This window comes from Cryobacterium algoritolerans, from assembly GCF_004402785.1.
GTDB classification, from domain to species: domain Bacteria; phylum Actinomycetota; class Actinomycetes; order Actinomycetales; family Microbacteriaceae; genus Cryobacterium; species Cryobacterium algoritolerans.
The window spans coordinates 1-14,410 of sequence record NZ_SOFP01000035.1 but is presented as its reverse complement, the minus strand read 5'-3'; the positions used below and the strand labels follow the sequence as shown (position 1 = coordinate 14,410).

Sequence of the window (14,410 nt, the reverse complement as noted above, 5' to 3'; positions counted from 1 at the left end):
GCCATGCCCTGGTGGAGTTGGATCCTGCTCTGGACCTGCCTGTTCCTGGCCCTGCTCGGGATGCTGGCCTGGTTCGGCTACGCACTCTTCCGGAAGGCCGTGCGCACGATGGAGGCTCTTGAAGCCCTCGCCAGCCAGGTCGCGGGGCTTGACCTCGCCCCGGAGCTGTCGCCGCGGCCCCGGTTCCGGTCGGCGGTGTTCGAGGAGACGGCTGATGTTCTGCCCGCCGTCGAGCTGGGGCGCGCCGAGCAAGCGCACCGTCGCCAGATCCGTCGGGATCGCTTGGTTGCCCGAGGTAAACTGTTACAGCACGCCCCTTTTACCCAGAGGACGGACTCCCATGCTTAACAACCTGACCGGATGGCATTTCCTGATCATCCTCGTCATTGTTCTCCTGCTCTTTGGCGCGCCCAAGCTTCCGGCTCTCGCACGCAGCCTCGGCCAGTCGATGAAGATCTTCAAGAGCGAGATCAAGAGCGACAAGCCGGACGACGAGGCCACCAGCACCAGCACCAGCACCAGCACCGGCACCGGCACGACGGGCACCGACTCCTCGAAGGCCGCCGGCCCCGCCGACCCCAGCTCGAAGTCGTAACCTCCGTGCCAGGGCGCACTCCTCGGCGCGAGGCTGCCGACGGGAAGATGTCGCTCGGGCAGCACCTGCTCGAGCTGCGGAAGCGTCTCTTTCTCGCGGCTGCCGGAATCCTGGTTGGAGCCATCGTCGGGTGGTTCCTCTCCGACTTCGTCTGGGACGCCCTGCGTGAGCCGATCTACACGATCGCCACCGCCCAGAAACGCAGCGCGCAGCTGAACTACCCGGACATCACGTCCGCCTTCGACCTGAAGTTGAAGATCTCGTTCTATGTCGGCCTCGTCGTCTCCAGCCCGATGTGGCTGTACCAAGTCTTCGCCTTCCTTGTGCCCGGACTCACCCGCACCGAAAAGCGTTACACGTTCGGTTTCTTCTTCACCGCCGTTCCCCTGTTTCTCGCCGGCTGTGCCGCCGGGTTCTACGTCCTGCCGCACGTGGTCGAGCTGATGACGAGCTTCGCACCGGCACAGGATGCCGCACTGGTCACCGCGCAGAGCTACTTCGATTTCGTGCTCAAACTCGTTGTCGCGATCGGCGTGGCCTTCGTTCTGCCCGTTTTCATCGTGCTGCTCAACTTCGCCGGCGTCATCAGCGCCCAGTCGATCATCAAATCGTGGCGTGTGGCCATCCTCGTCATCATCCTGTTCACCGCCATCGCCACCCCGGCCGCAGACGTGGTGTCGATGTTCCTCCTGGCCATCCCGATGGTGTTGCTCTACTTCGCGGCCTACGGGGTCGCAACCATGCATGACCGGCGCGCCGCCCGGCGCAACCGAGCCTTCGAACAGGAGCTGGCGCTTTAGGCGCATCCGATGACCTCAATGCAGTCGCCGGCCGAACGCTACTCGGCCTCCAGAACCCGCGCCAGCGCTCCGAAACTCGAATCGTTCCGGGCCGGCCTTCGCTTCGAACTGGACGCGTTCCAGCTGGCTGCCTGTGCCTCGCTCGAGGCCGGCAACAGTGTGCTGGTGGCGGCGCCGACCGGCGCGGGCAAGACCCTGATCGCCGAGTTCGCCATCTACCTGGCCATGCAGGGAACCTCCCAGAAAGTCTTCTACACGGCGCCGATGAAGGCGCTGAGCAACCAAAAATTCCAGGAACTGGTCGCCGAGTACGGCGCGGACCAAGTGGGGCTGCTAACCGGGGATACGAACGTGAACCCTCAGGCGCGCGTTGTTGTGATGACCACCGAAGTACTGCGTAACATGCTCTACGCCGGCTCCGACCTGCTCGCCAACCTGGCCTTCGTCGTCATGGATGAGGTGCATTACCTGGCCGACCGCTTCCGCGGGGCGGTCTGGGAGGAGGTCATCATCCACCTCCCACAGAACGTTCGGATGGTCTCCCTCAGCGCGACGGTGTCCAACGCCGAGGAATTCGGCGACTGGCTCCAGGCCGTGCGCGGCGAGACCGATGTGATCGTCTCCGAGGAACGCCCGGTTCCGCTCGAACAGCACGTTCTCGTCAAGAGCAAAATGCTCGACCTGTTCGACTCCACAGGATTGGCCGGAACCCATCGGGTGAACCCCGAACTGGTGCGCCTGGCACAAGCAGGTGGGCGTGGGGTGGCCGTCCGGTTCCGCGGTGGCCGGCAGGGGAGTGATCGCGACCGGAATCCCCGGCAGTCCTCCTTCGACGCCGGGCGCATGGACCGTTCCGAAATCGTGCGGCAGCTCGAGGGCAAGCACCTCCTGCCGGCGATCTTTTTCATCTTCAGCCGGGTCGGCTGCGACCAGGCCGTGCGTCAGGTACTCCGGGCCGGGGTGAGGCTCACGGATGCCCGGGAGCGCGAGGAGATCCGTCAGATCGTCGACGAACGCTGTCGCACCCTGCTCGACGAGGACCTCGGTGTGCTCGGCTACTTCGAGTGGCTCGACGGCCTCGAGCGCGGGGTCGCCGCCCACCACGCGGGGATGCTGCCCGCCTTCAAGGAGGTTGTCGAGGAGCTCTTCCAGAAGAAGCTCGTCAAGGCCGTCTTCGCCACCGAGACCCTGGCCCTCGGCATCAACATGCCCGCCCGCACCGTAGTCCTCGACAAGCTTGAGAAGTTCAACGGCGAGGCCCGGGTCCCGATCACACCGGGGGAGTACACCCAGCTCACGGGACGTGCCGGCCGCCGCGGCATCGACGTGGAGGGTCACTCGGTCATCCAGTGGGCGCCCGGGCTCGACCCTCAGGCGGTCGCTGCACTGGCGTCGCGGCGCACCTATCCGCTCAATTCCAGTTTCAAGCCCACCTATAATATGGCCGTCAACCTGATCGACCAGTTCGGGCGGGAGCGCACCAGGGACGTACTCGAGTCGTCCTTCGCCCAGTTCCAGGCGGACCGGGCCGTCGTGGACATGGCCCGCACGGTGCGCCAGCAGGAGGAATCCCTGGCCGGATTCGCCGGGTCGATGGTGTGCCACCTGGGCGACTTCACCGACTATTCGGCCATCCGACGCAAACTCACCGATGTGGAACGGGAGAGCGTGACCGGGGAAACCGGCGCCCGGGCTGCCAAGGAGCGGCGCCAGCGCGAGCTCGCCAGCCTGCGCAAGCGCATGCGCGCGCACCCGTGCCACAGCTGCCCAGACCGTGAGCAGCACGCCAGGTGGGCGCAGCGCTGGTGGACGCTGAAACGGGAGACGGATGCGCTCACCCAGCAGATCACGACCCGCACCGGCGCCGTTGCGCGCGTGTTCGATCGCGTCACCGACGTTCTCCTCGGCCACGGCTACCTGCTCGAAGACGCGGACGGCTCCGTCACTCTCAGCGAGAGCGGACTGATTCTCAGACGCATCTACGCGGACAGGGACCTGCTCGTCGCTGAGTCGCTGCGTCGAGGCCTGTGGAACGACCTGGACCCAGCCGGTCTCGCAGCGATGGCCTGCGCCCTGGTCTTCGAACCGCGCCGGGACGAGGGGATGATCGACGAACGCTACCTTCCGAAGGGAACGTTCCGGCCGGCCCTCGACCAGACGGAAGTGCTGTGGAGCCGTCTCGACGACCTCGAGCGGGACAACAAACTCCCCGGCAGCAATCCGCTGGCTGTCGGCCTCAGCCTGGCCATGTGGAAATGGGCGCGCTCCGGTTCTCTCATCGACGTCCTGGACGAAGCGGAGATGGCCGCCGGTGACTTCGTGCGGTGGACAAAACAGACCATCGACCTGCTCGACCAACTCTCAGTGGTGGCAGACGGTCCGGTCGGGCGCACCGCCCGGCAGGCCATGGACGCGATCCGCCGCGGCATCGTGGCCTATTCGTCCGTCGCTTAGGCTGTCGGAGTGAATCTGGGGACCGCTCGGCGGCAACTGCCGCTGCTGGCGGCCGTCATTCTCGCCGCCGCGACCGGGGGGATCCTCGACGCGGGGTTCCCCGACCGGTCCTGGTGGGTACTCGCGCCGCTCGGGGTTGCCCTGATGATGGTCGCCCTCCTCGGGCGTGGGTCGTGGGCGGGCCTCCTGATCGGCATGGTCGCTGGGCTGTCCTTCTGGCTGATCCATATCAGCTGGCTGACCCTCTACCTCGGCCCGGTACCCTGGCTAGCCCTCGCCGGCCTCGAATCCATTTTCTTCGGTGTCGGCCTCGCCCTCATCGGCGTCGTCCTCAACGTGGGTCCCCGGGTGTGGCCGGGCGCGGCAGGGCGCCTCGGAGTCGTGCCCGTCGTCGTCGCCGGCTTGTGGACGGCCAGGGAGGCCATCTCGGCTGTCTGGCCCTACGGCGGCTTCGCCTGGGGCCGGGTGGCCATCTCCCAGTCGGAGAGCCCGTTCAACGGCCTCGTCGCCTGGGTCGGGATGTCCGGGCTCAGCTTCCTCATCGTGTGGCTGAGCACCTTGGCCGTTCAGCTCGTGCGGGAGTTTGAGATCGGGGCTCTCGCCCGCTGGAGCATCGCCGTCGCATCCGTCGCCCTGCTGCTCCTGGTGCCGGCGTGGCCGACCGTCCCGTCGGGGACGGCCCGGATCGCCGCAGTGCAGGGGGCATCGGATGCGGGCCTGTTCGCCCGGTACTCGGCCGGCCAGATCCTCGCCGACCACACCTCTGCGACGCTTCCCCTGATCGGCCAGAAGGTCGACTTCGTCGTCTGGCCGGAGAACGCCAGTGATATCGACCCGACCCGTTCACGGGATGCGGCGAAAGTGCTCGACTACCTCGGCACGGCGATGAACGTGCCGATCGTCGCCGGGACCATCACCCAGCGGGAGGGAAAATTTTACAACAGTTCCCTGCTCTGGAAGGCGGGAAAGGGTGCCGTAGACGTCTACGACAAGGTACACCCGGTTCCATTCGCCGAATACATGCCCGACCGGGAATTCTGGCGCCCTTTCGCACCCGAGCTGATCGACCTGATCTCCCGGGACTACGCGATCGGCACCCGGGACAACATCTTCGACATCAACGGGATCAGGGCGGGCATCGCCATCTGCTTCGACATTGCCGACGACCAGCTCGTGCACGAGATGATCACCGGCAAGGCGCAGGTCATCCTCGCCCAGACGAACAACGCCGACTTCGGGCACACCGATGAGAGCGTGCAGCAACTCGCCATCGCCCGGCTCCGCGCGATCGAGGCCGGCCGCACGGTGGTCAACATCTCCACCGTGGGCACCAGCGCGATCATCAGGCCGGATGGCGAGACCATGGACCGGCTGCCGACCTGGAAGTCCGGCTCCATGGTCGAGGCGGTGCCGCTCAGTGACACCGTCACACCGGCCATCGCCGGGGGCCGGGAGCTCGAGTGGCTTGTCTCCGGGCTCGGACTCACCGGCTTCACGCTATGCCTGCTCAACGCACTGCGCACCCGGCCAAGAGGTCGGGTGCGCAGGGGTCGAACGGTGTGAGGAGCTTCAGGCGCCGATCTTCTGCTGGCCCCTCCGGGCACGCAGGAAAGTCAGCCGTTCTTCCAGAAGTTCTTCGAGTTCGGCGCGGGTGCGCCGTTCTAGGAGCATGTCCCAGTGCGTGCGCGGGACTTTCTCGTCGGAGTGATCCACGATCACCGGCTTGGAGTCCACCAGCCGGGTGGCGGTCTGTGAGCAGAAGCGGCACTCCCACTCGTCAGGTGCCTCTGCCTCCGCCGAAAAGATCATCACCGTCTCCCGCGCGCATGTGGCACACAGGTACGTGTGACTGACTCGTGGTGAAAAGGTTACGCCCTCTTCGCTTTGAAGGCTTTGTGCGCCCAACCTCATGCCACGCAAACTGCGATCCGCCATTGTGTGGTCTCCTCTCGCGATGCAACTCCTAGTTCTAAACCATCAAGCTGGACGTTATCTTTCCGTGACGTCGATTCTCGGTGGTAACTCTCAGCTTTGGTCGGCGATCACGCCCACCGCAAGGTCGCTCCGGTCGGTGATCAGGCCGTCGACGCCCGCGTCCAGGAGCCGCCGCATCGCCGCCGGGTCATTCACCGTCCACACGTGCACCTCGACACCGACGGTGTGCATCGCCCGGATGAAACGCGGGGTCAGGATCCGCAGGGACCTGACCGTTTCCGGCACCTGCATGGCGGACAGACCGTTCACCGCACGCCGAACCTGGCCGCGAAGCCCAAGTTCGGCCGAGATGAACGCCCGGCCGACGAGTGAGGAGGACGCGGAGGTGGCGACCCCCGGGAAGGCAGCGGATCGTGCGTGCCCGGCGCTCTTCGGAGAAGGAGGTGATCAGCACCCGGGCGGTGGCGTTCGCGGCCCGGACTGCGGCCACCGTCGCCTCAACCGCGGCCTCCGACTTCACATCGAGGTTGAACCGGGCGTCCGGGAACGCCTCCAGTGCCTCGCCGAGCGCGGCAAAGGACTGGCCCTGGCCCAGGTTGATCCGTCGGAGTTCGGCCATCCTGAGCCGGCTCACCCGGATCCGTGCTCCCGGCACGGCAAAGTCCGCGTCGTGGCTGAGCACCGCGACACCGTCTTCGCTGGCCCGGACGTCTGTTTCGAGGTGCGTGGCGCCGGCAAGAAGGGCATGCCGGAAGGCCAGGAGGGTGTTCTCGGGTGCGTTCAGGGACAGGCCGCGGTGGGCGAAGACGCGAGGCGCAGCACCGTCAAGGAACCAGGATGCCCCACCCCCAGGCATGGTGACCGCCTAATCGGCCGGCGCGGCCTGGGACGCCGGGTCCTGCGCCTCGGCGGCACCGACGTGGGACCCGGGTACGGGTGCCTGGCCGAAGGCCCGCCCAACCCCCTTCATCGCTTCGGTGAGTTCACTGGGCACGATCCAGAGCTTGTTCGCGCTTCCCTCGGCCAGTTTGGGCAGGGTCAACAGGTACTGGTAGGCCAGAAGTTTCGGGTCCGGGTCGCCGTCGTGGATTGCCTTGAACACGATCGTGATGGCCTCGGCCTCACCCTGCGCACGCAGGACGGCCGCTTTCGCGTCACCCTCCGCCGAGAGGATGGCAGCCTGGCGCGCGCCTTCCGCAGTCAGGATCGCGGACTGCTTCGTTCCCTCGGCGGTGAGGATCACGGCGCGACGGTCACGCTCGGCACGCATCTGCTTTTCCATCGAATCCTGGATGGAGAGGGGCGGGTCGATCGCCTTCAGTTCCACCCGGCCAACCCGGATGCCCCATTTGCCCGTGGCCTCATCGAGGACGATTCGCAGTTGCCCATTGATGTTGTCGCGGCTGGTCAGAGCCTGTTCGAGGTTCAACCCTCCGACGACGTTGCGGAGGGTCGTCGTGGTGAGCTGTTCGACCGCCCCGAGGTAGTTGGCGATCTCGTAGGTGGCCGCTCGGGCATCCGTCACCTGGAAGTAGACGACGGTGTCGATGGAGACGACGAGGTTGTCCTCGGTGATCACCGGCTGGGGCGGGAACGACACGACCTGCTCACGCATGTCGATCAGCGGCCGCAGCCGGTCGACGAACGGGATGAGGATGTTCAGGCCCGGAATCAGCGTCTTGTGGTAGCGGCCGAGGCGTTCGACGACGCCGGCGCTGGCCTGCGGGATGATGCGGATCGACTTCGCGAGTGTGACGATGACGAACAACACGAGAGCCGCAACCGCGACAAAGACAACCACCTGCACAATAATCTGGCCGGGATCGGTCATGGGACGTTCCTTTCCGCCGGGATGACCACTGCAGTCGCCCCGTCGATTGCTGTGACGAGTACTCGTTCGCCGGGTTCGACGACGCGATCCGTGCCGGGGGACAGACGTGCCGTCCAGGTCTCGCCGTTGGCGAGCCGAACCTGACCGCCGGTGGGCCCAATGGTACTGACCACGCGGCCGTCCAGCCCGAGCAGGGCGTCCACGTTTGTCCTGGCCGGGTCTCCGCCGCGTTTGAGAAGCCGAAGCAGGGGCGGGCGAATGCCGAGCAGGAGGGTGATCGTCAGTAGGGCTGCGATCACAAGCTGCAACCACCATGGCGCACCGAGTAGGCCGGAAACAAGCGCCCCCAGGCTGCCGGCTGCCATCATCAGGAAGGTGAGGTCGAGAGTCACCATTTCAATGGTGACAAAGATCAGGATCAGCACGAGCCAGACGATCCACGCATAGTCCGCTGCGAACGCATCCATGGCGTCCCCTCCCATTTCTGATCCCTGTTCTGAAACTAGCAGGTCCTCGGACAGGGGAGCGGGGGCTTCTTGGTAAGGTCGTCTGCCAGACCAATTCGTTATCTGAGGAGTTCGCGTGACCAATCCACTTGCAGCAGGATCACTTGACGGCAAGCGTGTGCTCGTCACCGGATCGTCTCGAGGGGTCGGAGCGGCCACCATCGGCTACTTCGCCGGGGCGGGCGCGAGCGTCGCTATCAACTTCCGCAACAAAGAGGCCCGCGCGATCAAGGTTGCCGACGCCATCCGCGCCCTCGGCGGCACGGCCATCACCATCGGCGCCGACCTCACCGACGCGGATGCCGTCACCAACATGTTCGACACCATCGGCAAGGAATTCGGGGGTCTCGACATCCTCGTCATGAATGCTTCCGGCGGCATGGAAAGCGGCATGGCCGACGACTACGCAATGACGCTGAACCGAGATGCCCAACTCAACCTGCTCGCGACCGCGCGGCCGCTGCTCGCGCCTGGTGCTCGTGTCGTGTTCGTCACGAGCCACCAGGCGCACTTCTTCGGGACCGCGGAGACAATGCCCGAGTACGTGCCGGTTGCCCGCAGCAAGCGCGCCGGCGAAGATGCCCTCCGCGCCCTCATTCCCGAGCTGGAAGAGGCCGGGTTCGGCTTCGTCGTCGTCTCCGGCGACATCATCGAGGGCACCGTCACCGCCACCCTGCTTGAGCGTGCCAGCCCGGGAACCATGAGCGCCCGGAAGGACGCGGCCGGACGCCTCTACAACGTGGAGGAGTTCGCCGCCGAGGTTGCCCTCGCCGCCATCGAGCCCACCCCGTCCGACAACACGCGCTATGTCGGCGACACGACCGATCTGGTCGCCGACTAGAGCAATGGCGGATAAAGGCTGCCAACCTCCCGCTCCAAATCGGTAGCCGACCCGACCATCCACCTGACGGTGCGTGGAGGTAGTTTTGCCAACAATGGGACAATGGTGTTCCTGGCCCAGGTCCTCGTCGACGCAGGGCACGTCGTGGCGGAGCGATATTATTTCAAGTTGAAACGCGGGGGAGTGGCGGCTGAACCGGCCATCTTCCCCGGCGAGGACCTTGAGCTCAACTGGGGCGCCACGCCCAGGCGCCGGCTGCAACGGCTGCAACGGCTGCAACGGCTGCAACNAACGGCTGCAACGGCTGCAACGGCTGCAACGGCTGCAACGGCTGCAACGGCTGCAACGGCTGCAACGGCTGCAACGGCTGCAACGGCTGCAACGGCTGCAACGGCTGCAACGGCCGGAGCTCATCCTCGATCGGCGGGGCAGGTATCTGCCGTTCACGCCCGGGCCGTACGCCCGAACGTGAAGGCCATCACCGTCTGGCTGGCACCCGAGATCACGAGGAATACCCCGCCCACGAGCACGAGCACCGCCAGCGAATTGACGGGGGACAGCAGGATGGCGATCCCGGCGACGAGGCTGATCGCCCCGAAGAGCATGCTGAACCATTTACTGGCGTCTGGGGCGGTCTCCACCAGCGCGGCCACTGCCTCGACGAGCCAGGAAATGCCGATGATCATGCCGAGAACTGCAAAAGAGTTCAGGGGATTCCTGATCGCCACAATGCCGACGCCGAGCAGCAGAACGCCGAGCACGATGTTGAGCACCCGGATGCCGCCGGTGGCGCCGGTCATGATGACGCCTCGAGCCAAACGGGCGACGCCGCCGAACAGAAAATAGAGACCGAAGAGTACGGCATTGATCGCCAGCGTCGCGCCCGGCCTGGCCAGCACGACGGCGCCCAGCACAACGGCGGCGAGTCCGGCGAGGCCCATCGCCACCCGGACGCTTGTTAGCTCACTTTTGCTCAATTTACCGGGATCGATCGTCAGGTCGAATGTTGCGATGCCGTTGGACATGACACTCCTCGCAATCAATTCCGCCGGGACTGCCCTCCGGCCGCGTCCACAACGATTCCGCAGCTGTGCTGTGTTGCTCTGCACATGCCAACCGGACCCGCCAGACCGGTCCAAACCGCTCTCGAATTATGACCGATAATGTACATTATGTCAACTAGTAATGTATCTATTGCAGAACTTGCAGAATAGGACTCCTCTGGTATTTGTCCGGCGGAGCGCCCGCCGTGTCAGCAGCCTCCGCTGTTTCTCTGGGATCCGGGGAGATATATCTGCAATGGGCCAGGTCGGAGCGCTCTGATTCAGCGTCGGGAAATTCGCGGCGTATGTCCTGTACGACAGTGCCGATCCCCACACTATTCGCGGCGCACACTAGCGGTAATTGCGGCATCCCGTCCGTTACTGGGTCTCTGGCCGGTGAGGGCGACGGTGGGTCACCATCCCGAACTCATTGACCGGCTCGAACGCATCCCGGTCCCATGCCCCGGGATGCGGGACCGGGCAATTGAGGATGCTGTCGTGGGCGGCATGGACGATCGTGTGTTCCCGCATGGCGTGCCCGCAGACCGGGCATTGCTTGAGGGCAACCGCGTCGTCGGCGTCGAAGCCGCCGGCTGGGGGCGACACTTCGATCGGCCGCAGCGTGTGGTCGACCCATTCATAGAGGTGCGCGGGCACCGTTCGCCGCCGCCGCGTGTTGTACTGGACCATGTCGACAGACTACGCCGGATTAGACAAATCTGCCCGTGGGTGCTAGGGGGCGTCCGACATCTGGGACTACTCTTCGCCGAAACCGGATTCCAGCAGGTTGGCGAGGGCCTCAACGGCCTCAGCGCCGTGCTCGCCTGAGGAAGAGATCTCGGCGGTCTTCCCCTTGATCAGGCCGAGCGACATGATCGCCAGCAGACTCGTCGCCTCCTTGCCGTTGACCGTGACCCGGGCGGTGAACGTGCTGGCCAGTTTCACGAACTCCGCGGCGGGCCTGGCGTGGAGGCCGTCCTTGTTGGTCAGGGTGACCGTGCGGGTCACCGCGGCAGGTCCGTCGGGGGTGCCGACGGGCGGCGGGCCGGAGGACGTCAGCGCTGCCGACCGGGCGGCCCTCACCACATCATCGAGGCTGCCCCCGACTTCCGCGGCAACGGCCGCAGCCACTCCCCCCTCGACGAACGGCGCATCTACGATTCGAACACGCGCCCGCACAGCTTCGTCGAGGAAGTCGAGCGCGGTTTCGGCGGTGAGGATCGCCGAGCCAAGGTCACAGAGTACCGCCACGCCTGCCCCGGCATTCGCCCGTTCAATCCCGCCGAGCACCAGTGTGAAGCTGGTGCCGATCCCCCCTTCGTCGGTGCCCCCAGCGGCGACGAGCGCGGTGTGCGGTGCCATCTGGCCGGCCAGGTCGACGAGGCCCGCGGCGATTTTCGCGCTGTGGGAGACGAAAACCAGTCCCACCCGAGGGGTTAGCTCCAATTTCGTGCCTCCGCCGCGGTCTCGGCCGCGGCCCTCAATAAAAGAGCAGATGACTGTGCGCCCGGGTCGCGGTGGCCGATGGCCCGCTCACCCAGGTAGCTCGCCCGGCCCTTGCGGGCGACCAGCGGTTCGGTGGCCAGTGCCCCGGCCTCTGCGGCGTCGGCTGCTGCCCGCAGGATGGCCAGGTTGTCCGCCCCGGCGGCGTGCGCGGCGCCGGCGGCGCCGACCGCCGGCGTCCAGGCGTCCACCATCGTCTTGTCCCCGGATTCGGCCTTTCCCCGCAACACGATGCCGTCCCTGGCCGCCGTCAGGAGGGTCACGAGCGCGGCCCCGTCGAGGTCGGTCTCATCGGCGATGGCGATCGCCGCCTTGAGGAACGCTGTGCCATACAACGGGCCGGCCGCCCCTCCCACGGTGGAGATGAGCGTCGTCGCCACCATCTTGAGGACGTCACCCGGGCCGGCCTCGGCAGGAACAGCATTCAGCTTGGCCAAAACGGCCTGGAAACCACGATCCATGTTCTCGCCATGGTCTCCATCGCCGATTTCGCGGTCCAGGTCGATCAATTCGATCCGGTGCTCGCTCATGACGTTTGCGCTGTTTCTGATCCAGGCCTTGGCCCAGGTGGCACCCAAGTTCATCTGTTCTCCCTCTACCGTCCCCACCGTAGTGCCGCGGTCTGCACCGGCGCATCCCACAGGGTGGTCAATTCATCGTCGAGCTTCAGAACGGTGATCGACATGCCCTGCATTTCGAGGGCGGTCGTGAAATTCCCGACCAGGGTGCGGGTCACCTCGATGCCGCGCTCGGTAAGCACCTCGGCGGCCCGTCGGAAGACGATGTACAGCTCGACCTGCGGCGTGCCACCCATGCCGTTGACGAACAGGAGCACCTTGTCCCCGGCCACGAAAGGGATGTCATCGAGGATCGGGCCAAGAAGACGGTCGACGATGGCGTCGGCGGGTTCGAGCTTAATTCGCTCGCGCCCCGGCTCGCCATGGATGCCGATACCGATCTCGATTTCGTCCTCCGCCAGGGTGAAGCTCGGCTGTCCGGCGTGGGGCACGACGCAGGGCGTGAGAGCCACACCCATCGAACGCACCTGCCCGATGACCCTCTCGGCCACCAATGCGACCGATTCGAGGTCGTCACCGCGGTCGGCGGCGGCCCCCGCTATCTTCTCGACGAGGACTGTCCCGGCGACGCCGCGGCGACCGGCGGTGTAGAGCGAGTCCTTCACCGCCACGTCGTCGTTGACGAGTACGGACCGCACCTCCACTCCGTCCGCGGCGGCGAGGTCGGCGGCCGTCTCGAAATTGAGCACGTCACCGGTGTAGTTCTTCACTATGTGGAGCACGCCTGCTCCCCCGTCGACCGCCTTCGTCGCGGCAAGGATCGGGTCGGGAGTCGGCGAGGTGAACACCGCGCCGGGCACCGCGGCATCGAGCATTCCCGGCCCGACGAATCCGCCGTGCATCGGCTCGTGGCCGCTGCCGCCGCCACTGACGATCCCGACCTTGCCGGCGACCGGGGCGTCCGTGCGCACGATGAAGAGGGGATCGGTGGAGACCCGAACGAGATCGGCGTGGGCAGCTCCGAAACCGGCGACGGCCTCATTGACGACATTCTTCGGATCATTGACGAGCTTTTTCATGACTCTTCCTTCGATCGAGTTGGCGGAACGACGCGGCATTCGGGTCGCGGCGCTTGTTTTGCACGTTCTCCCCCAAACTACGCGCTGCCGTAGTTGCCGGTAAGGGGCAATTAACAACACGGCCATCTGCCTATTCCGCTCCCGAATCCAGCGCGCTATGGTGGTGCCAACCGCTCACCGCGAGGAGATCGCCTCGAATCTCCAGCCTCACCAAGGAAGGTCAAAGTGGACAATATTGGAGTCGTGTTTTTGTCGGAGGTTGTGGGCACAGCGATGCTCGTCCTCCTCGGTACCGGAGTTGTCGCCAACGTAGCCCTGGCTAAGAACAAGGGGCTGGGCGGCGGTTTCCTCATGGTGACTATCGGCTGGGGTTTTGCCGTGTACGCCGGTGTCACCGTCGCCTACAACTCTGGCGCCCACCTGAATCCTGCCGTCACACTAGGTTTGGTGGCCTCCGGCGCGAAGGAGTTCGGCTCGGGCGTGACTGTGAGCTTCCTGTCGGTGCTGGTCTACATCGCCGGACAGATGCTGGGCGCCTTCCTCGGTGCTGTGGCCTGTTGGCTGGCGTACAAACAGCACTTTGATGCGGAACCCAACCCGGCCAACAAGCTGGGCGTGTTCTCGACCGGCCCGGCCATCCGTTCTTACGGTTGGAACCTCGTCACCGAGATCATCGGTACCTTCGTACTGGTGTTCGTGGTGATCGCGTTCGGCGGTGGACGCCAGGGTGAGAGTGGCGGCCTGGCAGCCCTTGGAGCCCTGCCCGTCGCTATCCTCGTTATCGTGATCGGCACCTCGCTCGGTGGCCCGACGGGGTACGCGATCAACCCGGCGCGTGACCTCGGGCCCCGGATCGCGCACTTCCTACTGCCGATCAAGGGCAAGGGATCCTCCGACTGGGCCTACTCGTGGGTTCCCGTCGTTGGCCCGATCATCGGTGGGCTGCTCGCCGGCTGGGCGTCCTTCGCCCTCCTGCCGCTCCTCACCTAACGCACGGAACGGGCCGATTCAGACTTTGGATCGGCCCCTCTTTTTTGCGTCACCCCATCCAACGCGCCACACCCTAAGGAGTTATCCATGGCTCAGTACGTAATCGCGATCGACCAGGGAACGACAAGTTCCCGCGCGATCATCTTCGACAAGGCAGGGTCGATCGTCTCGACCGGCCAGCTCGAGCACGCCCAGATCTTCCCCCAGGCCGGCTGGGTCGAGCACGACCCGATGGAAATCTGGAACAACACCCGTGAGGTGATCGGCCAGGCGCTGTCCAAGGCCAACCTCACCCGCCACGACATCGCCGCCGTC

The 14,410-nt window shown here is 65.6% G+C and carries 17 protein-coding genes and 1 pseudogene; 8 read left to right on the top strand and 10 right to left on the bottom strand.

Annotated elements, in window-relative coordinates; all coding sequences use genetic code 11:
* The first annotated feature begins 3 nt into the window (after positions 1-3).
* The 5 genes from E3O19_RS06655 to lnt are packed head-to-tail and all read left to right on the top strand — an operon-like array spanning position 4 to position 5,412.
* Positions 4-348, top strand: coding sequence for a hypothetical protein (locus E3O19_RS06655; RefSeq protein WP_134566370.1), 345 nt, complete (start codon positions 4-6; stop codon positions 346-348).
* Complete coding sequence (tatA, locus tag E3O19_RS06650; RefSeq protein ID WP_134566368.1) at positions 341-595, top strand: Sec-independent protein translocase subunit TatA; 255 nt, start codon at positions 341-343, stop codon at positions 593-595. The genes E3O19_RS06655 and tatA overlap by 8 nt, the downstream gene beginning before the upstream one ends.
* A 47-nt stretch (positions 596-642) precedes the next feature.
* Positions 643-1,395, top strand: a complete 753-nt coding sequence (gene tatC, locus E3O19_RS06645; RefSeq protein WP_134566429.1) for a twin-arginine translocase subunit TatC — start codon at positions 643-645, stop codon at positions 1,393-1,395.
* Between the two features lie 9 nt (positions 1,396-1,404).
* Complete coding sequence (locus E3O19_RS06640) at positions 1,405-3,849, top strand: DEAD/DEAH box helicase (RefSeq protein WP_134566366.1); 2,445 nt, start codon at positions 1,405-1,407, stop codon at positions 3,847-3,849.
* A 9-nt stretch (positions 3,850-3,858) separates the two neighbouring features.
* On the top strand, positions 3,859-5,412 hold the full coding sequence (gene lnt / locus E3O19_RS06635) for an apolipoprotein N-acyltransferase (protein ID WP_241981243.1): 1,554 nt from the start codon (positions 3,859-3,861) through the stop codon (positions 5,410-5,412).
* A gap of 6 nt (positions 5,413-5,418) precedes the next feature.
* Here the strand turns inward: lnt and E3O19_RS06630 are convergent, their stop codons facing one another.
* The 5 genes and pseudogenes from E3O19_RS06630 to E3O19_RS06615 form a co-directional block, all read right to left on the bottom strand.
* The gene (locus E3O19_RS06630; RefSeq protein WP_134524827.1) at positions 5,419-5,784 is read right to left on the bottom strand and encodes an RNA polymerase-binding protein RbpA; all 366 of its coding nucleotides are present in this window, start codon (positions 5,782-5,784) and stop codon (positions 5,419-5,421) included.
* A 90-nt stretch (positions 5,785-5,874) separates the two neighbouring features.
* A complete protein-coding gene (locus E3O19_RS18280) occupies positions 5,875-6,093 on the bottom strand; it encodes a glycerophosphodiester phosphodiesterase family protein (protein WP_241981242.1) in 219 nt (72 codons plus the stop codon).
* 175 nt (positions 6,094-6,268) lie between these two features.
* Positions 6,269-6,640: pseudogene (locus E3O19_RS18275) on the bottom strand (glycerophosphodiester phosphodiesterase); the annotation flags it as partial.
* A gap of 9 nt (positions 6,641-6,649) precedes the next feature.
* Entirely contained in the window at positions 6,650-7,615 is a 966-nt protein-coding gene (locus tag E3O19_RS06620) for an SPFH domain-containing protein (protein ID WP_134566365.1), read from the bottom strand.
* Positions 7,612-8,082 carry an NfeD family protein gene (locus E3O19_RS06615; protein WP_134566363.1) on the bottom strand — a complete coding sequence of 157 codons (471 nt, stop codon included), beginning with the start codon at positions 8,080-8,082 and terminating at the stop codon, positions 7,612-7,614. Before E3O19_RS06615 ends, E3O19_RS06620 begins: the two co-directional genes overlap by 4 nt.
* Positions 8,083-8,197: 115 nt before the next feature.
* Here E3O19_RS06615 and E3O19_RS06610 point away from each other — a divergent pair, with 115 nt between their 5' ends.
* The gene (locus E3O19_RS06610) at positions 8,198-8,962 is read left to right on the top strand and encodes an SDR family oxidoreductase (RefSeq protein WP_134566361.1); all 765 of its coding nucleotides are present in this window, start codon (positions 8,198-8,200) and stop codon (positions 8,960-8,962) included.
* 443 nt (positions 8,963-9,405) lie between these two features.
* Here E3O19_RS06610 and E3O19_RS06600 read toward each other — a convergent pair whose 3' ends face one another.
* From E3O19_RS06600 to dhaK, 5 genes are all read right to left on the bottom strand, one after another.
* Positions 9,406-9,987 (bottom strand): HdeD family acid-resistance protein, encoded by a 582-nt coding sequence (locus E3O19_RS06600; RefSeq protein ID WP_134566359.1) that lies wholly within the window; start codon positions 9,985-9,987, stop codon positions 9,406-9,408.
* Between the two features lie 396 nt (positions 9,988-10,383).
* Positions 10,384-10,695 carry a hypothetical protein gene (locus E3O19_RS06595; RefSeq protein ID WP_134566357.1) on the bottom strand — a complete coding sequence of 104 codons (312 nt, stop codon included), beginning with the start codon at positions 10,693-10,695 and terminating at the stop codon, positions 10,384-10,386.
* Positions 10,696-10,761: 66 nt separating this feature from the next.
* Positions 10,762-11,433 (bottom strand): dihydroxyacetone kinase phosphoryl donor subunit DhaM, encoded by a 672-nt coding sequence (dhaM, locus tag E3O19_RS06590; protein ID WP_174776904.1) that lies wholly within the window; start codon positions 11,431-11,433, stop codon positions 10,762-10,764.
* 8 nt (positions 11,434-11,441) lie between these two features.
* The gene (gene dhaL / locus E3O19_RS06585; RefSeq protein WP_134566355.1) at positions 11,442-12,092 is read right to left on the bottom strand and encodes a dihydroxyacetone kinase subunit DhaL; all 651 of its coding nucleotides are present in this window, start codon (positions 12,090-12,092) and stop codon (positions 11,442-11,444) included.
* 11 nt (positions 12,093-12,103) lie between these two features.
* Positions 12,104-13,105, bottom strand: a complete 1,002-nt coding sequence (gene dhaK, locus E3O19_RS06580; protein WP_134566353.1) for a dihydroxyacetone kinase subunit DhaK — start codon at positions 13,103-13,105, stop codon at positions 12,104-12,106.
* Between the two features lie 273 nt (positions 13,106-13,378).
* Between dhaK and E3O19_RS06575 the strand changes: the two genes are divergently transcribed.
* The gene (locus tag E3O19_RS06575) at positions 13,379-14,095 is read left to right on the top strand and encodes an MIP/aquaporin family protein (RefSeq protein WP_241981246.1); all 717 of its coding nucleotides are present in this window, start codon (positions 13,379-13,381) and stop codon (positions 14,093-14,095) included.
* A gap of 87 nt (positions 14,096-14,182) precedes the next feature.
* The coding region (locus tag E3O19_RS06570) for an FGGY family carbohydrate kinase (RefSeq protein ID WP_241981241.1) at positions 14,183-14,410 on the top strand (228 nt) is incomplete at its 3' end.